Below are 24,964 nucleotides of genomic sequence, written 5' to 3'. Positions count from 1 at the left end.
CGGCTGCGCTGTCCCCTGAGTTAAAAATCATGAAACATGATCTCGTGTTTGCACCTGCAATGATCGAAGAGCTGTGATCTAATTTCATAGCTGTTCAGGCAGCGTTTTGATGTAACAAAATATTATTGATAATAACCTTATAAAAATAGTATAAATATTTTAAAAGTAAAATATTTCAAGCATGTACAAACGGAAACATGAAATTATGAATTTATTAGCATCACGCATAGTCAAATTCGATCCGCGGTATCTTTTTATATTAGAATAGGCTTAAGAAACCTAAACTTACGCTAATTTTCCATTTAATCTCCGTTTAATTATCCGCGCCTAGAATCCAGTCAACCACCCCTAATGAGACTGCATTCATGAATACACTATTAATTACTGGCGCAACCGGTTTTTTGGGCGGAGCCGTTTTAGAAAACATTCTGAATCAGACAAATGGATTTAATCTGCTGCTTTTAGTTCGTGCCAGTAATGATGTATCTGCGCTGGAACGGATAAAGGAAAATCTGCGCAAATTCAATATTGCAGAAGAAAAATTGGCAACACTTAGCCCGCGGAATATCCTGTTGGGTGATTTAGTAGAACCTGAAGCGTTTCTTAACGACCCGCGTCTGGGCCAGGTTACTCATGTCATCAATTGCGCCGCCGTCGCCTCTTTTGGCAACAACCCGCTTATCTGGAAAGTCAATGTCGAAGGAACGCTGAAGTTCGCCCGGAGAATGGCCTGTGTCGGCAGCCTGCAGCGTTTTCTTCACGTTGGTACAGCAATGTCATGCTCCCCAGACCCCGATTCACTGGTGGCCGAAAGTGCAGAGTTTCGCGAGCGTGCTGAGCATCTGGTTGAGTATACGCACTCTAAATCCACGATAGAACGTCTGATACAACAGGAATGCCCAACATTACCACTGGTTATCGCGCGGCCTTCGATCGTTGTTGGCCATACTCATCACGGCTGTAAACCCTCCAGCAGTATTTTCTGGGTATTCAGCATGGGTCTGATGCTACAAAAATTTATGTGTTCGATGGAAGACCGTATTGACGTGATCCCGGTTGATTATTGCGCCGATGCATTGCTGATGTTACTGAGCAGTCCACTTGCTCGCGGTGAAGTGGTGCACATCTCAGCAGGAGAAGAAAATAGCGTGAGGTTTGCAGATATTGATAACGCGATGGCATCTGCGCTGGAACAAGCTCCCGTCGGCAATAAATACGCACAGGTCAGCTATGAAACGCTGGTCCAAATGCGCCGTGAACTGAAGAATATTTTTGGCCCCTGCAACGAACGACTAATGCTGAAAGCCATGCGTCTTTACGGCGCGTTCGCAACGCTGAACGTGCGATTCAGCAATGATAAGCTGCTCAGCATGGGGATGCCGAAGCCGCCGCGTTTTACCGATTACATTGAGCGCTGTGTACAGACGACACGTGGGCTGACTATTCCACAGCAAATGGCAGTGGACTTTAAATAGGTTGCTATTGTGCAGGCAAAAAAATGCCAGCCCGAAGGCTGGCATTTTTAAATCAGAGAAAGAACAGGATTACGCCTGACCTTTGATCTCTTTACGACCGTTGTACGGAGCTTGTTCACCCAGAGCTTCTTCGATACGAATCAGCTGGTTGTACTTAGCAACGCGGTCAGAACGGCTCATAGAACCTGTTTTGATCTGGCCTGCAGCGGTACCAACAGCCAGGTCAGCGATGGTAGCGTCTTCAGTTTCGCCAGAACGGTGAGAGATGACAGCGGTGTAGCCAGCGTCTTTCGCCATTTTGATCGCAGCCAGAGTTTCGGTCAGAGAACCGATCTGGTTGAATTTGATCAGGATGGAGTTAACGATGCCTTTTTCGATGCCTTCTTTCAGGATCTTGGTGTTGGTTACGAACAGGTCGTCACCAACCAGCTGGATTTTATCGCCCAGTACTTTAGTCTGGTATGCGAAACCGTCCCAGTCAGACTCGTCCAGACCATCTTCGATGGACACGATCGGGTACTGTTTGGTCAGTTCTTCCAGGAAATGAGTGAATTCTTCGGAGGTGAATGCTTTGTTGCCTTCGCCAGCCAGAACGTATTTACCGTCTTTGTAGAATTCAGACGCTGCACAGTCCATCGCCAGAGTGATGTCTTTGCCCAGCTCGTAGCCAGCTGCTTTAACCGCTTCAGCGATTACCGCCAGAGCTTCAGCGTTGGAACCCAGGTTCGGCGCATAGCCGCCTTCGTCACCCACTGCAGTGTTCATACCTTTGGCTTTCAGAACTTTAGCCAGGTTGTGGAACACTTCAGAACCCATACGTACAGCTTCTTTCAGGGTTTTAGCGCCAACAGGCTGAATCATGAATTCCTGGATGTCGACGTTGTTGTCAGCGTGCTCACCACCGTTGATGATGTTCATCATCGGAACCGGCATGGAGTATTTGCCCGGAGTGCCGTTCAGTTCAGCGATGTGTGCATACAGCGGCAGGCCTTTAGCAGCAGCTGCTGCTTTGGCGTTCGCCAGGGACACAGCCAGGATGGCGTTTGCACCGAAGTTGGATTTGTTTTCAGTACCGTCCAGATCGATCATGATCTTGTCGATGCCAGCCTGATCTTTAGCATCTTTACCCAGCAGAGCCTGAGCAATCGGGCCGTTAACAGCTGCAACAGCTTTCAGTACGCCTTTACCCATGAAGCGGGATTTGTCGCCATCGCGCAGTTCCAGTGCTTCGCGGGAACCAGTAGAAGCACCTGACGGAGCTGCTGCCATACCAACGAAACCACCTTCCAGGTGTACTTCGGCTTCAACAGTCGGGTTACCACGGGAGTCGATGATTTCACGACCGATGATTTTAACGATTTTGGACATTAGGTTTTCCTCAGTACAAGTTAAACTAAAACTCCAGACAAACAATGCACCCTGATGGGTGCATTGCCGTTCTAACTTTTTACTTCTTACTTCGCCTGACGCTTCTGATGTTCACTGGCGGCTTTCACAAAGCCGGCGAACAGCGGGTGTCCATCACGTGGCGTGGAAGTAAATTCCGGGTGGAACTGACAGGCCACGAACCACGGATGATTCGGTACCTCAATGATCTCGACCAACTGATCATCACCGGAACGGCCTGCAACACGCAGACCCGCAGCTTCAATCTGTTTCAACAGCATATTGTTGACTTCGTAGCGGTGGCGATGGCGTTCAACAATTGTCGGCGTACCGTACAGTTGACGAACCAGACTCTCATCGCTCAGCTGACACTGTTGCGCACCAAGACGCATTGTGCCACCCAGATCGCTCTTCTCGGTACGGACTTCGACGTTGCCGTCTTCATCACGCCATTCAGTAATCAGGGCCACCACCGGGTACTTACAGTCTGGCACAAATTCTGTGGAGTTGGCGTTGTCCATTCCCACGACGTTACGAGCAAACTCAATCAACGCAACCTGCATACCCAGGCAAATGCCCAGATAAGGAATATTGTTCTCACGCGCAAAGCGCGCTGTCGCGATTTTACCTTCAACACCACGGTAGCCGAAGCCGCCAGGAATCAGGATTGCATCAAGACCTTTCAGGATCTCAACGCCGCGCGTTTCGACATCTTGCGAATCAATCAGCTTGATGTTGACGGTGACACGATTCTTCAAGCCACCGTGCTTCAGCGCTTCGATAACTGACTTATAGGCATCCGGCAGTTCAATGTACTTGCCGACCATACCAATAGTCACTTCGCCTGCCGGATTCGCTTCTTCGTAGATAACCTGTTCCCATTCTGACAGATTCGCTTCCGGACAGTTCAAGCTGAATCGTTTACAAATATAATCGTCAAGGCCCTGAGATTTCAACAGGCCCGGAATTTTATAGATGGAATCGACATCTTTCAGAGAAATCACCGCTTTTTCCGGAACGTTACAGAACAATGCAATTTTCGCACGTTCATTAGCCGGAACTGCGCGATCGGAGCGACAAATCAGGATATCTGGCTGAATACCGATAGAAAGCAGCTCTTTTACCGAGTGCTGAGTCGGTTTAGTTTTGACTTCACCTGCCGCCGCCATGTACGGAACCAGCGTCAGATGCATAAACAACGTGTGCTCACGGCCAATTTCTACGGCCATCTGGCGAATCGCTTCAAGGAACGGCAGAGATTCGATATCGCCAACGGTTCCGCCGATTTCAACCAGAACAACATCATGACCTTCGCCGCCTTCCAGAACGCGTTCTTTAATGGCATTCGTGATGTGCGGGATAACCTGAACGGTCGCGCCCAGGTAGTCGCCACGGCGTTCTTTACGCAGAACGTCGGAGTAGATACGACCGGTGGTGAAGTTGTTACGGCGGCTCATTTTCGTACGAATGAAACGCTCATAGTGACCCAGGTCCAGGTCGGTTTCAGCGCCGTCTTCGGTAACGAACACTTCCCCGTGTTGGATAGGGCTCATAGTACCTGGATCGACGTTGATGTACGGATCCAGTTTCATCATGGTTACATTGAGGCCACGGGCTTCAAGAATGGCTGCCAGGGAGGCTGCGGCAATGCCTTTTCCCAGAGAGGATACGACCCCGCCGGTCACAAAAATATAGTTCGTTGTCATGCTGGACCTGAGAAGTTAGGGTGAAACGATGGAATTACCAAGACGGGAAAGTAGTATACCCGAACATGACGAGCGCCACAAACTTTCATTATTCCTCCTCTTCACCAGGCTCACATTAACATCGGGAGTGAGAAAATAGCCCCTTTGGGGTAAATGTTTTTGACGTAAATCAAGCGCTTGTTATTTAAAAAATCACACAAATCGCCCTTGACCGACGAAATCCCTTAGAGATCAATTTCCTGTCGTTTTACCTGTTGCCAGACTTCTTCCATTGTTTCCAGATCAACACCTGTCATTTCCAGACCGCGGGCAGCCACAATTCGCTCAACCTCACGAAAACGGCGCTCGAATTTTTCATTCGCTTTCTGCAAAGCAGTCTCTGCTTTAGTGCCTAAATGACGGGCCATATTGACCGTGGCAAACAGCAGGTCGCCCATTTCCTCCTCCAGTTTAGCCTGGTCAACGACAGCCTGCTTCGCCTCGAACATGACTTCGTCAATCTCTTCGTAAACCTTGTCGACAACCGGCCCTAATGTTTTCCAGTCGAAGCCAACATTTGAGCAACGTTTCTGGATTTTCTGGGCGCGCATTAGCGCCGGTAAACTACGGGGAATATCGTCCAGCGCGGAATGCTGTGACTTCTCGGCACGTTCTTCTGTTTTGATTTGCTCCCAACGGGTTAGCACCTCGGTGCTGTTACTGGCAGAAACATCTGCGAAAACATGCGGGTGGCGGCGTTCAAGCTTATCGCTTATCGCAGCACAGATATCATCAAAGTTGAAGCGCCCTTCTTCCTGTGCCATCTGGGCGTAAAACACCACCTGGAACAACAGATCGCCTAATTCACCACGCAGATCGTCGAAGTCTTCGCGCGCAATGGCATCAAGTACTTCATAGGTTTCTTCGAGGGTGTAAGGGGCAATAGTGGCGAATGTCTGCTCTTTATCCCACGGACAACCGTTTTCCGGGTCGCGCAGGCGCTGCATAATACCGAGCAGTCGATCGATTTGGTTCATTGGAATATCCTGAAATTTCAATATGGCAGGCCGGATAAGGCGACAGCCAACATCCGGCGATATAGCAATGCCTGATGGCAACGCTGACGCGTTTTATCAGGCCTGCAAGATCATCCGGCCTACAAAATAATTAATTACCGTGCAGACGGCGTGCGTCGATCACATCCGGCACCTGGTTCAGCTTGCCGAGCACACGTCCGAGTACCTGCAGGTTATAGATTTCGATGGTCATATCAATGGTGGCCAACTGTTGTTTGGTATCACTCCGGCTGGCAACCCCCAGCACGTTCACCTTTTCGTTGGCAAGAATCGTCGTGATATCACGTAACAAGCCGCTGCGATCGTTAGCCTGGACGCGAACCACCAGCGAATACCCTGCCGAGTAGCTTTCGCCCCAAACCGCGTCAACAATACGTTCCGGCGCATGCGAGCGCAGTTCATTCAGCTGTTCGCAATCCGCCCGGTGGACGGAAATACCGCGTCCCTGGGTGATAAACCCGACAATCTCATCGCCGGGAATCGGCTGGCAGCAGCGAGCGATGTGGTGCATCAGGTTACCCACCCCTTCAACCACCACGCGACCGTCGTCTTTTCGGCGACTCTGCGGCGCCTGCGTTTTCTGCTGAAGTTGTTTCAGCGCGGCGGCATCCTGTTCGGCAGCGCTTGGTTTATTAAACTGCGCCTGCAGGAAGTTCACCATCTGGTTGAGGCGGATGTCTCCTCCGCCAATCGCCGCCAGCAGCTCATCCAGCTCATTGAAGCTATAGCGCGGCAGCAGATGTTTTTCCGCTTCTTTCAGGCTAATACCTAAATGTGCCAGCTCATCGTCGAGGATCTGGCGGCCCGCCAGGATGTTTTTGTCGCGATCCTGTTTACGGAACCAGGCGTGGATCTTCGAGCGCCCCCGGCTGGTGGTCACATAGCCCAGGTTAGGGTTCAACCAGTCGCGGCTTGGGTTTGGCTGTTTCTGAGTGATGATTTCAATTTGATCGCCCATCTGCAGCTGATAGGTAAACGGTACGATGCGCCCGCCAATTTTCGCGCCAATGCAACGATGCCCCACATCACTGTGGATGTGATAAGCAAAATCGAGCGGCGTTGAGCCCGCCGGTAAGTCCACAACATCGCCTTTTGGCGTAAAGACGTAAACTCTGTCATCAAAGACCTGGCTACGCACTTCATCCAGCATTTCACCGGAATCCGCCATCTCTTCCTGCCAGGCTATCAGTTTACGCAGCCACGCAATGCGGTCTTCATGACCAGAGCGCGCCGCGCCTGAAGCAGTACCTTCTTTGTACTTCCAGTGCGCGGCAACACCCAGCTCAGCATCTTCGTGCATCTGTTTGGTACGGATCTGGATTTCAATGGTTTTACCGCCAGGCCCCAGCACAACCGTATGGATTGACTGGTAACCGTTAGGCTTTGGATTGGCAACGTAGTCGTCGAACTCATCAGGCAGATGGCGATAGTGAGTATGCACAATCCCCAGCGCGGCATAGCAATCCTGTAAACGCTCAGCCACGATACGCACCGCACGCACATCGAACAGTTCGTCAAAAGCCAGCTGCTTTTTCTGCATTTTGCGCCAGATGCTATAGATGTGCTTCGGACGTCCGTAAACTTCGGCTTTGACGCCTTCCGTTTTCATCTCTGAGCGCAAATGACCGACGAATTCATCAATGTAATGTTCCCTGTCGATACGACGTTCATGCAGCAGTTTGGCAATACGTTTGTATTCAGCCGGGTGCAGGTAACGGAAGCAGTAATCTTCCAGTTCCCATTTTAATTGCCCGATGCCTAATCGGTTAGCCAGCGGGGCGTAGATATTGGTGCACTCTTTTGCCGCCAGTACGCGTTCATCTTCCGGCGCATCTTTCACTTCTCGCAAATGGGCAATACGTTCCGCCAGCTTGATGACCACGCAGCGGAAGTCGTCGACCATTGCCAGCAGCATGCGACGAACGTTATCGACCTGCTCGGAAGAGACTGAATCGGTATGCGTGGCTTTAAGTTGGCGTATCGCCGCCATATCACGCACACCATGGATAAGGTTAACGATTGACGTGCCTACGCTCTCGCGCAGGATGTCTTCACTCACCACATTGGCATCCGCCAGAGGGAACAGCATCGCCGCTCGCAGCGTGTCGATGTCCATGCTCAGCATGGAGAGTATTTCCACCATTTCGACGCCACGCCACAGCAGCAGATCCGCATCCGGATGCCCCTGTGTCTGCTGCAGGCAATACGCCCAGGTTTCGGCTAAGCGTTCACACGACTGCTGGCTGGAGATCCCAAGACTCGCGATCCATTTCTTAGGATCAAACTCACCAGCTTTATTTATATGTGCACTTCTTACCGCAACCATCGTCCTCTCCTTAAGGGGCATGGCCTGTCGAAGTCGACAAGCCGTACCCATTGTCTTTCACGTTGCATTACAACCCGAAATCCAATGGGTATAAAATTCATTACAAACGCTCAAACAGGACCATCGATTCCAGATGTCCAGTGTGCGGGAACATATCGAGCATCGCCAGTCGCCGAACGGTATATCCTGCATTGAGTAACGCTTCGCTGTCACGAGCCAGCGTAGCAGGATTACAGGATACATAAACAACGCGGCCAGGGTTTAACTTTATAATATGTTGCATCACGCCGGCAGCCCCCGCACGCGCAGGATCGAGCAATACTTTATCAAATCCGTTCTTTGCCCATGGTTGTTTGGTGACATCTTCTTCAAGGTTTTCATGAAAGAATGTCACATTGTGTAGTCCGTTATTCCGCGCATTTTCCCGGCCTTTTTCCACCAGCGCAGGGACACCTTCAACACCCACAACGCTCGCTGCTCGTACGGCCAACGGCAACGTAAAATTCCCCATACCACAGAACAAATCGAGCACCCGGTCCTCTCGCTGCACATCCAGCCATTCCAGCGCACAGGAAACCATTTTTTGGTTTACCCCTTCATTGACCTGGATAAAATCACGCGGGCTGAAGGTTAAACGTAGTCCATTTGAATCATACCAGGGCGATTCTTCTGAATTTGATTCCAGTATCTCGCTTTGCGGAGCCAGAAACAAAGACAGTCCCTGAGAATGCGAAAAGTGTTCCAGTTTTTCTTTATCCGCGGCACTCAATGGTGAGGTGTGGCGCAAAATCATCAGAGTTCCACTTCCAGCCTGCACCAATTCGACATGCCCCAAGTGACGCAGCCCCTGCAGACTCTGCAGGCATGCCCGAATTTCAGGCAGCAACGCCTCAAGTTGGGGCACCAAAATAGGGCATTGCTTCACATCAATAATGTCGCTGGAGCCGGACTTGCGAAATCCCATCTGCAATTGCTGCTCTTTCGAGCGATAGTTCAGACTTAAACGCGCGCGGCGTCGATAGCCCCACGGGGTATCGGCGATAACTTCTGTCACCTCACATTTCATTAAACGCGATAACGCTGCACTTTTGCTACGCTGCTGCAACGAGATGCTGGCGTGCTGCTGTTGACAGCCACCACAGACCCCAAAATGTGGACAACGTGGCACTTCACGTTCCGAACTGTCGTTTAAACGACGTTTGACTTGCGCGCGGGCGAACTGTTTTTTATCTTCAGTTATCACCACTTCTGCGCTTTCCTGAGGCAGCAATTCCGGTATAAACAGGGCTTTCCCGTTATGACGAGCAACGCCCTGACCAAAAGAATCAAGGTCATTGACGGTAACGGTTATGATCTGACGCGTCGTCACGCGTCGTTTTGCAGAGTAGAATTGCGCCATCGACGAGATATTTCTCTATTTAACAGTGTGACCCTAATTGTCCCATAACGGAACTCCATGACCAACTACAGCCTGCGCGCACGCATGATGATTCTGATCCTGGCCCCGACCGTCCTGATAGGTTTGCTGCTCAGTATCTTTTTTGTTGTGCATCGCTATAACGACTTGCAGCGTCAACTGGAAGATGCTGGTGCCAGCATCATCGAGCCACTCGCGGTTTCCAGCGAATACGGCATGAACTTGCAAAACCGGGAATCCATCGGCCAGCTTATCAGCGTGTTGCATCGTCGCCATTCCGATATTGTGCGGGCAATTTCCGTCTATGACGAAAATAACCAACTGTTCGTCACCTCCAACTTTCATCTTGATCCGTCAGAGATGCAATTGGCTACCGGATCGCCGTTTCCGCGAAAGCTGAGCGTAACCCGGCACGGGGATATCATGATCCTGCGTACCCCTATTATATCGGAAAGCTATTCACCTGATGAATCTGCCGTTAGCGATGCCAAAAACACCAAAAATATGTTGGGGTATGTGGCGCTTGAGCTGGACCTCAAGTCCGTGCGATTACAGCAGTACAAAGAGATCTTTATCTCCAGCGTCATGATGCTGTTTTGTATTGGCATTGCGTTAATTTTCGGCTGGCGTCTGATGCGCGACGTGACCGGACCAATTCGCAACATGGTGAATACCGTTGACCGAATACGTAGAGGTCAGCTCGATAGCCGCGTGGAAGGTTTCATGTTGGGCGAACTGGATATGCTGAAGAATGGCATCAACTCGATGGCAATGTCTCTCGCCGCCTACCATGAAGAGATGCAGCACAATATCGATCAGGCGACTTCAGATCTGCGCGAAACGCTGGAGCAGATGGAAATCCAGAACGTTGAACTGGATCTGGCGAAGAAACGCGCCCAGGAAGCTGCACGTATTAAATCAGAGTTCCTGGCGAACATGTCTCATGAGCTACGTACACCGCTAAACGGTGTCATTGGCTTTACACGCCTGACACTGAAAACCGAGTTAAATACCACCCAGCGCGATCACCTGAATACAATTGAGCGCTCTGCTAACAACCTGCTTGCTATCATCAATGATGTGCTCGACTTCTCTAAACTGGAAGCGGGTAAACTGATTCTGGAAAGCATACCGTTCCCGCTGCGCAGCACACTGGATGACGTCGTAACGCTGTTAGCGCACTCCTCCCATGACAAAGGGCTGGAGCTAACACTGAATATTAAAAATGACGTTCCGGACAATGTGATTGGCGATCCGCTGCGCCTGCAACAGGTCATTACCAACCTGGTCGGCAATGCCATCAAATTTACTGAGAGCGGCAATATCGACATTCTGGTTGAAAAACGCGCGCTCAGTAACACCAAAGTCCAGATTGAAGTTCAAATCCGCGATACCGGTATTGGCATCCCGGAACGCGATCAGTCCCGTCTGTTCCAGGCTTTCCGTCAGGCTGATGCCAGCATTTCGCGCCGTCACGGCGGTACCGGACTTGGCCTTGTGATCACACAAAAACTGGTCAATGAAATGGGTGGGGATATCTCGTTCCATAGCCAACCCAATCGCGGTTCCACTTTCTGGTTCCACATCAGTCTTGATCTCAATCCTAATGTTATCAGCGATCGTTCAACCACCCGCTGTCTGGCCGGAAAACGACTAGCTTACGTTGAACCAAATGCTACCGCCGCGCAATGCACGTTAGATATCTTGAGTGAAACGCCGCTGGAGGTGATTTACAGTCCTTCATTCTCTGCATTACCGGCAGAACACTACGATATTCTGCTACTTGGTGTCCCCGTCACTTTCCACGAGCCGCTCACCATGCAGCATAAACGTCTGGCAAGCGCAGCCGCAATGACCGATTTCCTGTTGCTGGCGCTGCCTTGCCATGCGCAGATTAACGCTGAAAAATTAAAGCAAGGCGGCGCGGCGGCATGTCTGTTAAAACCGCTCACCTCAACCCGATTGCTGCCTGCGTTAACCGAATATTGCCACCTGAACCAGGGTGCAGAACGCCAGTTGTTAGATGAAAGCAAGATTGCGATGACCGTGATGGCGGTGGACGACAACCCGGCGAACCTGAAGCTTATCGGCGCATTACTTGAAGATAAGGTTCAGCACGTCGAGCTGTGCGACAGCGGGCAGCAGGCGGTGGACAGAGCCAAGCAAATGCAGTTTGATCTGATCCTGATGGATATTCAGATGCCAGACATGGACGGTATTCGTGCCTGCGAACTGATCCATCAGCTTCCACACCAGCAGCAGACACCGGTTATTGCGGTAACAGCACATGCCATGGCAGGGCAAAAAGAGAAGTTACTCAGCGCCGGAATGAATGACTACCTGGCTAAGCCGATTGAAGAAGATAAATTGCACAGTTTGCTGTTGCGCTATAAGCCCGGTGCCGGCACATCAGCCCGGGCTATCGTGGCGGCCCCCCCTGACCCCGTGGTCAACCCGAATACGACCCTCGACTGGCAACTGGCTTTGAGACAGGCTGCCGGTAAAAACGATCTGGCGCGGGATATGCTGCAAATGCTGATCGATTTCTTGCCTGAAGTCCGTAACAGAATTGAAGAGCAACTGGTGGGTGAAAACCCTGAAGGGTTGGTGGATTTGATTCATAAACTACACGGCAGCTGCGGTTACAGCGGGGTTCCCCGCATGAAAAACCTGTGCCAGCTTATTGAACAGCAGTTACGTAGCGGGACCAAAGAAGAAGATCTGGAACCAGAGTTTTTAGAGCTTCTTGATGAGATGGACAACGTCGGGCGAGAAGCGAAACGGATATTGGGGTGATATTCGCCGAATGCGGCGTAAACGCCTTATCCGGCCGACAGGTTTCGCTGTTTACCGTAGGCCCGATAGGCGTCGCGCCATCGGGCACATCGCCGGAGCGGCGTAAACGCCTTCTCCGACCTACAACTCAGCGTAATTGCTGCCCTGCTTTAAGCGTTGCGGCCACGTTTCGTGCCGTCATCCGCACATTTTCACTCGCATTATCCAGCGCCTCATCCAGCGTGCAAATGGTATAAATCACGCTAAAAACAGCATCAATTCCATGCTCATGCACCACGCTAACATCTGGCGTCAGGCTGCCTGCAATACCAATGACGGGCTTATTATATCGCTTTGCAACGTTCGCTACGCCTACCGGGACTTTGCCATGGATCGTCTGACTGTCAATACGCCCTTCCCCGGTCACAACTAGATCTGCATCCGCAACGCAGTCGTCGAGGTGTAACGCATCCGTCACGATCTCGATACCACGGCGTAGCTGCGCGCCGCAAAACGCATACAGTGCAGCTCCCATGCCTCCGGCAGCGCCTCCACCGGCCAGATCCAGCACGTTAACGTCCAGATCGCGGGCAATCAGTTGTGCATAGTGCGTCAGCGCATTATCCAGACGGGTGATCATCTCTGGCGTTGCCCCTTTTTGTGGGCCAAATACTGCAGAAGCGCCCTCTTTACCGGTCAGCGGGTTCGTGACATCACAGGCCACTTCGATACGACAGGTGGCAAGGCGCTTATCTAACGCTGAAATATCGATCCTGGTGAGCGCTTCCAGACCGATCCCGCCTTGTGCAATCTGGTTATTCTGTGCATCAAGCAATTTGGCGCCCAGTGCCTGCACCATACCGGCACCACCATCATTGGTCGCACTACCGCCAATCCCGATGATGATGTGTTCTACACCCGCATCCAGCGCATGGCGAATCAACTCTCCGGTCCCCCATGAGGTGGTTTTCAGCGGGTCGCGTAACCCTGCCGGAACTCGCTCTAACCCACTGGCGGCCGCCATCTCGATAAACGCTGAGCGCTCATCTCCTGATACCCCATAAAATGCCTGTACCTTACTTCCCAGGGGCCCCGTAACATCAACATGCACAAGGTGGCCCGCCGTAGCGGCAACCATCGCCTCGACCGTTCCTTCACCACCATCAGCGACCGGTATCTTTACGTAATCCGCATCAGGCCAGATCTCACGAAAACCCTGCTCAATGGCAGTTGCCACCTCAAGCGCACTCAAACTCTCTTTATAAGAATCCGGTGCAATTACTATTTTCATAAGCCGTCCTTACGCATGTTGATTCTGTTAATCATACACCTGGAGATGTGCCGGTTCCTGTCAGAACCGGCATAACACTTAGCGCACCATGCATGGGCGTTTATTATCGAAGGTCCAGTTCGGGATCAGGTACTGCATTCCCATCGCGTCATCACGCGCTCCCAGGCCATGTTGCTGGTACAGTTCGTGCGCTTTCATCACCTGGTCCATATCCAGTTCTACACCCAGACCCGGCTTCGCTGGTACCTGTACCATGCCGCCTTTAATGTCGAACGGTTCTTTGGTCAGGCGTTGGTTACCTTCCTGCCAGATCCAGTGGGTATCAATGGCCGTAATTTTACCCGGCGCAGCAGCAGCCACATGAGTGAACATCGCCAGCGAAATATCAAAGTGGTTGTTAGAGTGTGAACCCCAGGTGAGGCCAAACTCATGACACATCTGCGCTACGCGAACAGACCCCTGCATGGTCCAGAAATGCGGGTCAGCCAGCGGAATATCCACAGACTGCAACGACAGCGTGTGCCCCATCTGACGCCAGTCGGTAGCAATCATATTGGTCGCCGTCGGCAGGCCAGTAGCACGGCGGAATTCCGCCATCACTTCACGCCCAGAGAACCCCTGCTCTGCGCCACATGGATCTTCAGCATAAGCCAGCGATCCTTTCAGATACTTACCGATCTTGATCGCTTCATTCAACGACCAGGCGCCGTTGGGATCGAGCGTTACGCGGGCCTGCGGAAAACGCTTCGCCAACGCGACGATAGATTCCGCTTCCTCTTCCCCTGCCAGCACGCCACCTTTCAGTTTAAAGTCGTTAAAGCCATATTTTTCATACGCGGCTTCAGCCAGGCGCACAACCGCATCCGGGGTCATCGCCTCTTCATGACGCAGACGATACCAGTCGCACGTCTCATCCGGCTGACTCTGGTACGGCAGCGGCGTTGCCTTACGGTTACCCACGAAGAACAGGTAACCCAGCATTTCTACTTCGCTACGCTGCTGTCCATCACCCAGCAGAGAGGCGACGTTTACGCCCAGATGCTGACCTAACAGATCCAACATGGCCGCTTCGATCCCAGTAACCACATGAATAGTGGTACGTAAATCAAAGGTCTGCAAACCGCGACCGCCCGCATCACGATCGGCAAAAGTATTGCGTACCGCATTCAGCACGTTTTTGTATTCACCTAACGTTTTGCCCACCACCAGCGGAATCGCATCTTCCAGCGTTTTACGGATTTTTTCTCCGCCGGGAATTTCACCCACGCCGGTATGACCGGAGTTATCTTTAATAATCACAATATTGCGCGTGAAGAACGGAGCATGTGCGCCGCTCAGGTTCATCAACATGCTGTCGTGGCCCGCAACCGGAATAACCTGCATAGAGGTAACCAGTGGGGTAGAAAATTGTGCGCTCATAATTAAGTCCTTATTCAAAATTAGTGGCGGCCGAAAACGGGACGTTTACGGTCAAAAGTCCATCCGGGGATCAGATACTGCATTGGGCCTGCGTCATTACGCGCGCCGCCGGGCAGCGCCTTATAGGCTTCATGCGCTTTCTGCACCTGATCCCAGTCCAGTTCCACGCCCAGACCGGGCGCATCGGGTACCGCAATTTTTCCGTTTTTAATCTCCAGCGGATTTTTGGTCAGGCGGCAATCACCCTCCTGCCAGATCCAGTGGGTATCAATAGCCGTTGGATTACCCGGCGCAGCCGCACCGACGTGGGTGAACATCGCCAGCGAAATATCAAAGTGGTTATTAGAATGGCATCCCCAGGTCAGGCCCCAGTCATCGCACAACTGCGCCACGCGTACCGCGCCGGAAAGCGTCCAGAAGTGCGGATCGGCCAGCGGAATATCGACTGCATTCAGCATTACCGCGTGGCCCATTTCGCGCCAGTTGGTAGCAATCATGTTGGTCGCCACCGGCAAACCAGTCGCGCGGCGGAACTCGGCCATCACTTCGCGCCCGGAAAAGCCCTGTTCAGCGCCGCACGGATCTTCGGCATAGGTCAGCACATCATTCAGGCCTTTGCACAGGGAGATGGCTTCATCCAGCAGCCAGGCACCGTTTGGATCGACGGTAATACGCGCATCCGGGAAACATTTTTTCAGCGCACGAGCGGTGTCGATTTCCTGCTCGCCCGGCAGCACACCGCCCTTCAGTTTGAAATCTTTAAAGCCATAACGATCCTGTGACGCCTGCGCCAGACGCACCACCGCGTCGCTGGTCATCGCTTGCTGGTGACGTAATTGATACCACTCATGTTTACCCGGCGTACTTTCCAGATACGGCAAATCGGTTTTGCAGCGATCACCTACATAGAACAGATACCCGAGCACGGTCACTGCATCACGCTGCTTACCCGGACCTAACAGCTCGCAGACCGGTACATTCAGCGCTTTGCCCAGCAGATCCAGCAGCGCGGCCTCCAGTGCCGCCACCGCATTGACGCGCAGCTCAAATGTCCAGGCACCTTTGCCGAAAGTATCAAAGTCAGCAGCCTGATTGCCTTTATGTACCTGCTGGACCACCTTATTCAGGCGGGCCACTTCCTGACCCAATACCATCGGGATAGCGTCAACCAGAGTCTGATAAATCACTTCACCGCCCGGCGCTTCACCGACGCCGGTATTACCGGCGTTATCGGTAAGAACCACAATATTGCGAGTGAAATATGCGTTGTGCGCACCGCCAATATTGAGCAGCATGCTGTCATGCCCGGCCACCGGGATGACCTTCATATCGGTAATAACGGGGCTTGATTGTGTTGTCATCATCATTGTCCTGCGACAGGTTTCAGTTCGATACGTTTAATATCACCGACCAGCACCAGATAGCTCACCACAGCAATCAGCGCATGCACCCCAACGTAAATCAAGGCACCATTAAACGACCCCGTCGTGCCCACAATGTAGCCAATAGCAATCGGTGTCACGATGCCGGAGATATTACCGAACATGTTGAACAGACCGCCGCTCAGGCCGCTAATCTCTTTGGGGGCCGTGTCTGCCATTACCGCCCAGCCCAGTGCACCAATACCTTTACCGAAGAAAGCCAGCGCCATAAAGCCGATAATCATCCACTCAACGTTGACGTAGTTACAGAACACCATCACCATTGACAGCAACATACCCAACACGATTGGCGTTTTGCGGGCGATATTCAGCGAACCGGTGCGACGCATCAGCCAGTCGGAAATAATGCCGCCGAGCACGCCGCCTGCGAATCCGCAAATAGCCGGGACCGACGCGACAAATCCCGCTTTCAGAATCGACATACCGCGCGCCTGTACCAGATAGACCGGGAACCAGGTGATAAAGAAGTAGGTCAGCGCGTTAATACAGTACTGACCGATGTAGATACCAATCATCATGCGGGAACCCAACAACTGTTTGATTTGTCCCCATTTCACGCTGAACGGAACTTTAGCTTTAGCGGCTGCCTGATCCATGTTGATCAGTGCGCCACCTTCGGCAATGTAATCCAGCTCTTTTTGGTTTACACCCGGGTGCTGGTTTGGTTCATGAATCACCTTCAGCCAGACAAAGCTGATGATGATCCCGAGTCCGCCCATAAAGAAGAATACGTGTGACCAGCCTACTTCGTGGGTCAGCCAGCCCATGATTGGCGCGAAGATAACGGTGGCAAAGTACTGCGCAGAGTTAAAGATTGCGACCGCCGTGCCCCTCTCCTGTGCCGGGAACCATGCAGCAACTATGCGACTGTTGCCGGGGAAGGATGGCGCTTCAGCTAACCCCACAAGGAAGCGCAGGGTAAACAACGCAACGATAATGCCGAAGCCGCTAAAGATATCGACAAAGCCCTGCAGCAGGGTAAACATGGACCAGATAAAGATGGACCAGAAATAAACGCGTTTTGAACCAAAGCGGTCAAGCAACCAGCCGCCGGGGATCTGGCCGATAACATAGGCCCATGAAAAAGCGGAAAATACATACCCCATCCCGACGGCATCAAGGCCAATGTCTTTGGCCATCTCCGAACCGGCAATGGATAAGGTGGCGCGATCGCCGTAGTTGAAGGATGTGACGATAAACAACATCACCACTATCCAGTAGCGAGCGTTAGTGCGTTTTTCCGCGCTGCTCGCCGCCTGACTTAATGAACTCATTGTTGCACTCCTGAATCGTGGCTTTCGCCAGTTCATTCTGTACAGCACCTGTAGGGTGATCAGAATGAGAGGTTAGTGTGTGGCAGTTTTGGTACAGCTCAGGGCCGTTTTATTCTGACTCGCTGCCTTTTCGGGAACTGACGGGAAAAGTATATGAAGGAGTGCCTCTTACCCTCACCGTGCAAAAACACAACATTGCGAGGGGTGAATGAGGTTGTTTATGGCATAAGCCTAAGGGAATGGAAGATGCTTCACGAAATTGGCGTTTGAGGGGGATTTATTGCCGGGTAATGGCGACGCCTTACCCGGCTTATGATTCGAACTGTGCGGATGGTTGGGTAATATTCTATTTGAGGAGCGTTGCCCAGTGTTCTACCCAAGGGTTGGATTCGCTTTCCGGTTCCGGATGTTCACCGGCATCAATCAGCAGCATCTCACCTACACGCTGGGCGCTCTGTTCCTGCAAAAGCGCATCAAACTGCTTACCACCGCCGCAGAAATTGGCATATGAACTGTCACCGAGCGCAATAATGCCGTAGTGAACGTCGGGCTGAAAACCCAGTTGGTCTTTAATTCCCTGAAACAGCGGCACGATGCTGTCCGGCAGATCGCCTTGTCCCGTCGTTGACGTTACGACCAGGATGTACTTGTCTTTGTACTTTTCCCAGTCAGCCAGTTCCGGATCTTCATAAACCGTAGCTTTATGCCCCTGATTTGCGAGGATAGCTTCGGCCTCTTCGGCAACCAGCAGCGCGTTTCCGTACATCGTGCCGACAAAAATTCCAATTTCCGCCATAACCGTAATCTCCTGGGACTTAAGAATCTATCTGCTTATCCTGACCTGACAGCTCGCTGAACTCAACCCTTTCATTCTCAGGGAGAAGTCCACGCCAGCCAAACTGTGATAGCGCCTGCATCCAGACGTCATCCAGCCCGGCGCGAATAACCAGAGGTTCACCGGTGAAGGGGTGCGTAAGTTCAAGCTGGCTGGCATGCAACATCAGGCGCTGGCAGCCAAAATGCTCTGCGGCGCTGCGGTTTTGTCGCAAATCACCGTGCTTGCTGTCGCCAATAATCGGATGACGCAAATGCGCCAGGTGACGTCTGAGCTGGTGTTTTCGACCGGTTTTAGGATCCAGCTCCACCAGCCCGTAACGGGTGGTCGGATAACGTCCGGTCGCCACCGGCATTTCAACCGTCGCCAGGCCGCGATAATGGGTTACCGCAGGCTGTGGGCCTTTGTCGTCACGGGCAAATTTATCGGCAATCTTGTCCAGCTCTTCCACCAAAGGATAATCCAGCACGGCATCATCCATCAGCCAGCCACGCACAATCGCATGATAGCGTTTTTGGATTTGATGCTGCTCAAACTGCTGTGCCAGCCGTCGTCCGGCCTCGCTGGACAGCCCCATCAACAGCACACCGGATGTCGGTCTGTCGAGTCGGTGGGCGGTAAAAACGTGCTGACCAATCTGGTCGCGCACCGTTTGCATGACCACCACTTTCTCATCGCGGTCGAGCCAGCTACGATGAACCAGCCAGCCCGAAGGTTTGTTGACTGCAACCAGCCATTGGTCCAGATAGAGAATCTCCAGCATCAGGCGTTATCACTGGTAAATAGCGCATCCAGATCCTGCAATGCAATCAGGATCACATCGCGCTGTGGATGATCGGCTGCCAGCGCCATTTCATAATATGGCGCAATAGCGAACGCTTCTGGAAGTGGCTGCGCATTATCAAGCAGCGCATGCATGCGGGGAATCAACACCCACTGCAGCCATTCAACCGGCTCCATGGTATCCATACAAAAAGGCTGCGTGCTGGAAAACAGATGCGCTTCTGGCTCATCCATCCGCCAGTGATTATGTTCACGCAGCAGTGCTTCAAGCGCATGCAACTGCTCGCGCACACGGTCATGAGTCGTCATGAAATTAACCTCAATGATGAAAAATCTGGCGCGAAGAATAGCACCAGTAGAAAGGAAATAAAAAAAAGGGAGCACTGTAAAAACAGTGCTCCCGGTTCGTTTCGCAGCATTCCAGCTACTTTTAGTGCTCCCTGCTCATCCGTGACAACTTTTCCTGTGGTCTTGCGACCGCGTTCATCCTGAACTTTTGCATCCTGCTCACATCACCCCGATGTGAAAACTTCATCCTGAAGTGTCCTGGCCATCCTGACCCGCCGAACATCCTGACCGGCTCTCGTTCTCCATCCTGGAGGTGTCCTTTAACGCTTCCCGCGTTTTCCTCTTTGCTTCATCCTGAAACCTGTCCTTGCAGCACCGTCCTGGTGTGTCCTGCCGAAGTGTCATCATCCTGATGTTCACTTCGTTGTGCGACTCCTTGTCGACAGAGATAGAATCGCCTGTTTCGCATTGTCTTACAAGACACTTACAGACATACCCTAATGATTATTTTCATATGAAAGTTATCAATAAAACATTAACCAATTGAATTATAAATAGTTAACATTATATCGGTCGATGAAGTCTTTACTGAACACCTGGCAATCTCCTACAGGGTTTGTAAGAGATCTCTCACACGCCCTAGGGCAAACTGGATTACAGAACAGGCTTAAGTTGAGTAAGAAATTCCGCAAGCGAGGCCGCCAGAACCGTCCGTTTACGGGTTCCCAGCGTTTCCTTGCAGACTTCCCCAGACAAGTTGCACACTGAAATAACATCAAGTTCATTGTCCAGTGTGGCAATAAAAAGTGTAGGAGAGAGCTTAAGGCGTTTTTGCGTAACCAGGTGGCCGATCAGGTTTTCCTGTACGCGCCTGAAGTCATCTTCAGACCAGGTTTGCAGCAGAGTAAGTTTCTCATCCGCAAATTGTGCGTGCATGTCCCCGGCAAACTGGGTGGTATAAAACGCATGAACAGCGGGTTGTACCACAATATCAAAGGCGCGTTCAACCGCGTTTACATTCGGCTCGCCCACAAAAGGCTGCGGTTGCCAGTACACCGCATCGTTCGTGGAGGAGATGATGCACGGAGACGGTACGCCATACAGCTCTTCACTCAGCGGCCAGCTGCCGTTTTTTTCATGCCATGCATCGCAATAACGCGTCGTAAAGGCTGCCAACGCCTGTGCTGTCAATTCGTCCACTGATTTCTCTCTTCACAAAAGCCAGGATACACTTGTCGCATAGTGTATCTGGTTTATGACGGTGAAACATGTCCTCTTATGAAAATCATCAGGCGCTTGACGGCCTGACTCTCGGAAAATCAACGGATTACCGGGATATTTACGACGCCAGCCTGCTGCAGGGTGTTCCGCGCAGCCTGAACCGCGACCCGCTGGATCTAAAGGCCGATAATCTGCCTTTTCACGGCGCCGATATCTGGACGCTGTATGAACTGTCATGGCTGAATGCCAACGGCTTACCGCAGGTTGCGGTCGGCCATGTGGAGCTGGATTACACCAGCGTTAATCTGATTGAATCAAAAAGTTTTAAGCTGTATCTGAACAGTTTTAATCAGACGCGTTTTGACTCATGGGAACACGTCCGTCAGACGCTGGAACACGATCTACGCGCCTGCGCGCAAGGTGATGTCAGCGTAGCGCTCTATCGTCTTGACGAACAGGAAGGGCAGCCGATAGCCCACTTCAATGGCACCTGTATCGACAATCAGGATATCGTCATCGATAACTACCAGTTCAGCACCGACTATCTGGAAAATGCCGTAAGCGGTGAAAAAGCGGTGGAAGAGACGCTGGTCAGCCATCTGCTAAAATCCAACTGCCTGATCACCCACCAGCCTGACTGGGGTTCCATACAAATTCAGTATCGCGGTCGCAAAATCGACAGGGAAAAGTTGCTGCGCTATCTGGTCTCCTTCCGCCACCACAATGAATTTCACGAGCAGTGTGTGGAACGCATTTTCAATGACCTGCTGCGTTTCTGTCAGCCGGAGAAACTGAGCGTATACGCACGCTACACGCGACGCGGCGGCCTCGATATCAACCCATGGCGCACCAACACAGATTTCACCCCCGCAACAGGCAGACTGGTGCGTCAGTAATCTTTTTTCTCAATTTTGCGTGTCGGATTCCGCGCGCAAGGTTGTGAAAGGTCATAAGCCAGGGCTATTGTAATCAGTAGAGGATGATATCTCTCGTCCCGTAAGGAGTTTACTTGATTACACATATTAGCCCGCTTGGCTCAATGGACATGTTGTCGCAGCTGGAAGTCGATATGCTTAAACGCACGGCCAGCAGCGACCTGTATCAACTGTTTCGTAACTGTTCGCTTGCCGTTCTGAACTCCGGCAGTTTGACAGACAACAGCAAAGAGCTGCTGTCTCGTTTTGAAAGTTTCGACATTAACGTGCTGCGCCGTGAACGCGGCGTGAAGCTGGAACTGATCAACCCACCTGAAGACGCGTTTGTCGATGGGCGCATCATTCGCGCGCTGCAGGCCAACCTGTTTGCCGTACTGCGCGACATTCTTTTCGTCAATGGCCAGATCCATAACGCGGGTCGTTTCCAGCATCTGGATCTCGAAAGCTCGGTTCACATCACCAACCTGGTCTTCTCCATTCTGCGTAACGCCCGGGCGCTTCACGTCGGTGAAGCGCCGAACATGGTCGTCTGCTGGGGCGGTCACTCCATCAACGAGAACGAATACTTGTATGCGCGTCGCGTGGGCACTCAGTTAGGCCTGCGTGAACTGAACATCTGCACCGGGTGTGGTCCGGGCGCGATGGAAGCGCCAATGAAAGGCGCCGCGGTCGGCCACGCTCAGCAGCGCTACAAAGACAGCCGCTTTATTGGTATGACCGAGCCGTCAATTATCGCGGCGGAACCACCAAACCCGCTGGTTAACGAACTCATCATCATGCCGGACATTGAAAAACGTCTGGAAGCGTTCGTGCGTATCGCTCACGGCATTATCATCTTCCCGGGCGGCGTAGGGACAGCAGAAGAGCTGTTGTATCTGCTGGGTATCCTGATGAATCCGGCCAACAAAGATCAAGTTCTGCCATTGATCCTGACCGGGCCAAAAGAGAGCGCCGATTACTTCCGCGTGCTGGACGAATTTATCGTGCACACGCTGGGAGAAGAGGCGCGCCGTCACTATCGCATTATCATTGACGATGCAGCGGAAGTCGCTCGTCTGATGAAAAAAGCGATGCCGCTGGTGAAAGAAAACCGTCGCGACACAGGTGATGCTTACAGCTTTAACTGGTCAATTCGTATCGCACCTGATTTGCAGATGCCGTTCGAACCGTCCCACGAAAACATGGCGAATCTGAAACTGTATCCAGACCAGCCTGTTGAAGTGCTGGCTGCAGACCTGCGTCGCGCATTCTCCGGGATTGTCGCGGGGAACGTGAAAGAAGTCGGCATTCGCGCCATTGAAGAGTTTGGCCCGTACAAAATCCACGGTGACCCTGAGATGATGCGCCGCATGGACGATCTCCTGCAGGGCTTTGTTGCACAACATCGTATGAAGTTACCGGGCACTGCGTATATCCCGTGCTACGAGATCTGCGCATAACCTTCAACACCCGCTAGCAGCGCTATAGCGGTGACAGTTTTGTCCATATCAAAGCCGGATTTGGCGCATCAGCCAACCGGCTTTTTTAGTGATACCAGTCACATAGCTCACGCAATAACATAAATATCAATTATCTTTCGTCTGGCGAGCCCCAAAACGCAAACGATTACCTCCCAGGGGAAACCGTGATTTATCACCGCAAATTATAATTAGTCATCAGAATTCACTAAAAACAACAGTTTTTATAGCGCAACCCTCGTATCTTCGCGCCCTGTCTTTCATGCCATATGTCGTTAATGTTAGCCTTCACGCCCGTAAATTCGCTTTGACTATTTTTTAACAGATTAATGGTCCAAATTTATCCACATAAAAGGTGGATTATTGCATTTGAGATCGCGATCACTGATACATTCATTACTTAAATGTATCTTTCCGCCCGAAAATTATTACGGCGAAAAATTATATAAAAATCGCTAAACGAATTTCGTTTTACAGTCGGGTATTTTTTCATTGGATTGAACCCAAACCCGACTTTTTAAGCTTCCTCCAGGAGAAACAGATGGAAAACACGCAAACCAGCACTATCGTTACGGGCCAGACCCGCAGCGCATGGCGCAAGACAGACACCATGTGGATGCTGGGCCTTTACGGCACGGCGATTGGCGCGGGTGTATTATTCCTGCCAATTAACGCAGGCGTTGGCGGTATGATCCCGCTGATCATCATGGCCATTCTTGCCTTCCCAATGACCTTCTTTGCTCACCGTGGTCTGACCCGCTTCGTGTTGTCCGGTAAAAATCCGGGTGAAGACATCACTGAAGTTGTAGAAGAACACTTTGGCGTTGGCGCAGGTAAACTGATTACTCTGCTCTACTTCTTCGCTATCTACCCGATTCTGTTGGTTTACAGCGTAGCAATCACCAACACCGTTGAAAGCTTCCTGACTCACCAGTTGGCGATTACGCCGCCGCCGCGTGCAATCCTCTCTCTGATCCTGATTGTCGGCATGATGACCATCGTGCGCTTCGGTGAGCAGATGATCGTTAAGGCGATGAGCATCCTGGTATTCCCGTTCGTTGCGGCTCTGATGCTGCTGGCGCTGTACCTGATCCCTCAGTGGAGCGGTGCGATTCTGGAAACCATGTCTTTTGACTCTGCGGCAACCACCGGCAACGGCCTGCTGTTGACCCTGTGGCTGGCGATTCCGGTAATGGTGTTCTCCTTCAACCACTCCCCGATCATCTCCTCCTTCGCCGTGGCGAAGCGTGAAGAGTACGGTGATGAAGCAGAGAAGAAATGCTCCAAGATTCTGGCATTCGCTCACATCATGATGGTACTGACCGTTATGTTCTTCGTCTTCAGCTGCGTATTCAGCCTGACTCCGGCGGATCTGGCTGCAGCGAAAGAACAGAACATCTCTATCCTGTCTTACCTGGCAAACCACTTTAACGCACCGATTATTGCCTGGATGGCACCGATCATCGCGATTATCGCTATCACCAAATCCTTCCTCGGCCACTACCTGGGCGCACGTGAAGGCTTCAACGGGATGGTGATTAAGTCTCTGCGCGGCAAAGGCAAATCCATCGAAATCAACAAACTGAACAAAATCACTGCACTGTTCATGCTGGTAACCACCTGGATTGTGGCGACGCTGAACCCGAGCATCCTCGGTATGATTGAGACCCTGGGTGGCCCAATCATCGCGATGATTCTGTTCCTGATGCCGATGTATGCGATTCAGAAAGTACCGGCAATGCGTAAATACAGCGGCCATATCAGCAACGTGTTCGTTGTGATTATGGGCCTGATCGCTATCTCCGCTATTTTCTACTCTCTGTTCAGTTAATTCCCCTGCGCCGCTCTTCGGGGCGGCGCACCTCGATACACAATGGAC

At 51.8% G+C, this 24,964-nt stretch carries 18 protein-coding genes; 5 read left to right on the top strand and 13 right to left on the bottom strand.

Annotated elements, in window-relative coordinates; genetic code table 11:
- Positions 1 to 365: 365 nt before the first annotated feature.
- Positions 366 to 1,475: an SDR family oxidoreductase gene (locus G8S19_RS04480; protein WP_115601559.1), complete on the top strand. Its 1,110-nt coding sequence runs from the start codon at positions 366 to 368 to the stop codon at positions 1,473 to 1,475.
- A 69-nt stretch (positions 1,476 to 1,544) separates the two neighbouring features.
- Here the strand turns inward: G8S19_RS04480 and eno are convergent, their stop codons facing one another.
- The 5 genes from eno to rlmD all read right to left on the bottom strand — a co-directional run bounded on the left by eno (position 1,545) and on the right by rlmD (position 9,347).
- Complete coding sequence (gene eno / locus G8S19_RS04475; RefSeq protein ID WP_003034129.1) at positions 1,545 to 2,843, bottom strand: phosphopyruvate hydratase; 1,299 nt, start codon at positions 2,841 to 2,843, stop codon at positions 1,545 to 1,547.
- Positions 2,844 to 2,929: 86 nt separating this feature from the next.
- Positions 2,930 to 4,567 carry a glutamine hydrolyzing CTP synthase gene (gene pyrG / locus G8S19_RS04470; RefSeq protein WP_005130912.1) on the bottom strand — a complete coding sequence of 546 codons (1,638 nt, stop codon included), beginning with the start codon at positions 4,565 to 4,567 and terminating at the stop codon, positions 2,930 to 2,932.
- Positions 4,568 to 4,791: 224 nt separating this feature from the next.
- On the bottom strand, positions 4,792 to 5,583 hold the full coding sequence (gene mazG / locus G8S19_RS04465) for a nucleoside triphosphate pyrophosphohydrolase (RefSeq protein WP_048213071.1): 792 nt from the start codon (positions 5,581 to 5,583) through the stop codon (positions 4,792 to 4,794).
- A 130-nt stretch (positions 5,584 to 5,713) separates the two neighbouring features.
- On the bottom strand, positions 5,714 to 7,948 hold the full coding sequence (gene relA / locus G8S19_RS04460; RefSeq protein ID WP_048213072.1) for a GTP diphosphokinase: 2,235 nt from the start codon (positions 7,946 to 7,948) through the stop codon (positions 5,714 to 5,716).
- Between the two features lie 100 nt (positions 7,949 to 8,048).
- Positions 8,049 to 9,347: a 23S rRNA (uracil(1939)-C(5))-methyltransferase RlmD gene (gene rlmD, locus G8S19_RS04455; protein ID WP_124020851.1), complete on the bottom strand. Its 1,299-nt coding sequence runs from the start codon at positions 9,345 to 9,347 to the stop codon at positions 8,049 to 8,051.
- 57 nt (positions 9,348 to 9,404) lie between these two features.
- On the opposite strand from rlmD, the gene barA reads away from it, so the two are divergent.
- Positions 9,405 to 12,161: a two-component sensor histidine kinase BarA gene (barA, locus tag G8S19_RS04450; RefSeq protein ID WP_048213074.1), complete on the top strand. Its 2,757-nt coding sequence runs from the start codon at positions 9,405 to 9,407 to the stop codon at positions 12,159 to 12,161.
- A gap of 127 nt (positions 12,162 to 12,288) precedes the next feature.
- Here barA and G8S19_RS04445 read toward each other — a convergent pair whose 3' ends face one another.
- The 8 genes from G8S19_RS04445 to syd all read right to left on the bottom strand — a co-directional run bounded on the left by G8S19_RS04445 (position 12,289) and on the right by syd (position 20,672).
- Positions 12,289 to 13,431 (bottom strand): glycerate kinase, encoded by a 1,143-nt coding sequence (locus G8S19_RS04445; protein ID WP_115642959.1) that lies wholly within the window; start codon positions 13,429 to 13,431, stop codon positions 12,289 to 12,291.
- A gap of 78 nt (positions 13,432 to 13,509) precedes the next feature.
- The gene (gene gudD / locus G8S19_RS04440; RefSeq protein ID WP_124020852.1) at positions 13,510 to 14,850 is read right to left on the bottom strand and encodes a glucarate dehydratase; all 1,341 of its coding nucleotides are present in this window, start codon (positions 14,848 to 14,850) and stop codon (positions 13,510 to 13,512) included.
- A gap of 20 nt (positions 14,851 to 14,870) precedes the next feature.
- Complete coding sequence (locus G8S19_RS04435; RefSeq protein WP_061068485.1) at positions 14,871 to 16,211, bottom strand: enolase C-terminal domain-like protein; 1,341 nt, start codon at positions 16,209 to 16,211, stop codon at positions 14,871 to 14,873.
- Between the two features lie 2 nt (positions 16,212 to 16,213).
- On the bottom strand, positions 16,214 to 17,566 hold the full coding sequence (gudP, locus tag G8S19_RS04430; RefSeq protein WP_061068486.1) for a galactarate/glucarate/glycerate transporter GudP: 1,353 nt from the start codon (positions 17,564 to 17,566) through the stop codon (positions 16,214 to 16,216).
- Positions 17,567 to 17,912: 346 nt separating this feature from the next.
- Positions 17,913 to 18,362, bottom strand: a complete 450-nt coding sequence (locus G8S19_RS04425; RefSeq protein WP_101741634.1) for a flavodoxin — start codon at positions 18,360 to 18,362, stop codon at positions 17,913 to 17,915.
- A 19-nt stretch (positions 18,363 to 18,381) separates the two neighbouring features.
- The gene (truC, locus tag G8S19_RS04420) at positions 18,382 to 19,164 is read right to left on the bottom strand and encodes a tRNA pseudouridine(65) synthase TruC (protein ID WP_253686153.1); all 783 of its coding nucleotides are present in this window, start codon (positions 19,162 to 19,164) and stop codon (positions 18,382 to 18,384) included.
- On the bottom strand, positions 19,164 to 19,493 hold the full coding sequence (locus tag G8S19_RS04415) for a YqcC family protein (protein ID WP_048213080.1): 330 nt from the start codon (positions 19,491 to 19,493) through the stop codon (positions 19,164 to 19,166). Before G8S19_RS04415 ends, truC begins: the two co-directional genes overlap by 1 nt.
- Positions 19,494 to 20,126: 633 nt before the next feature.
- A complete protein-coding gene (syd, locus tag G8S19_RS04410; RefSeq protein ID WP_048213081.1) occupies positions 20,127 to 20,672 on the bottom strand; it encodes a SecY-interacting protein in 546 nt (181 codons plus the stop codon).
- A 68-nt stretch (positions 20,673 to 20,740) separates the two neighbouring features.
- Between syd and queF the strand changes: the two genes are divergently transcribed.
- The 3 genes from queF to G8S19_RS04395 all read left to right on the top strand — a co-directional run bounded on the left by queF (position 20,741) and on the right by G8S19_RS04395 (position 24,916).
- On the top strand, positions 20,741 to 21,589 hold the full coding sequence (gene queF / locus G8S19_RS04405; RefSeq protein ID WP_048213082.1) for an NADPH-dependent 7-cyano-7-deazaguanine reductase QueF: 849 nt from the start codon (positions 20,741 to 20,743) through the stop codon (positions 21,587 to 21,589).
- Between the two features lie 113 nt (positions 21,590 to 21,702).
- A complete protein-coding gene (ppnN, locus tag G8S19_RS04400; RefSeq protein WP_005130941.1) occupies positions 21,703 to 23,067 on the top strand; it encodes a nucleotide 5'-monophosphate nucleosidase PpnN in 1,365 nt (454 codons plus the stop codon).
- A 559-nt stretch (positions 23,068 to 23,626) separates the two neighbouring features.
- A complete protein-coding gene (locus G8S19_RS04395) occupies positions 23,627 to 24,916 on the top strand; it encodes an HAAAP family serine/threonine permease (RefSeq protein WP_003034073.1) in 1,290 nt (429 codons plus the stop codon).
- Positions 24,917 to 24,964: the final 48 nt, after the last annotated feature.

This window comes from Citrobacter sp. SX206, assembly GCF_024181025.1.
Classification (GTDB): Bacteria; Pseudomonadota; Gammaproteobacteria; order Enterobacterales; family Enterobacteriaceae; genus Citrobacter; species Citrobacter youngae.
The sequence above is the reverse complement of the archived record's forward strand: the minus strand, read 5'-3'. Positions and strand labels throughout refer to the sequence as shown.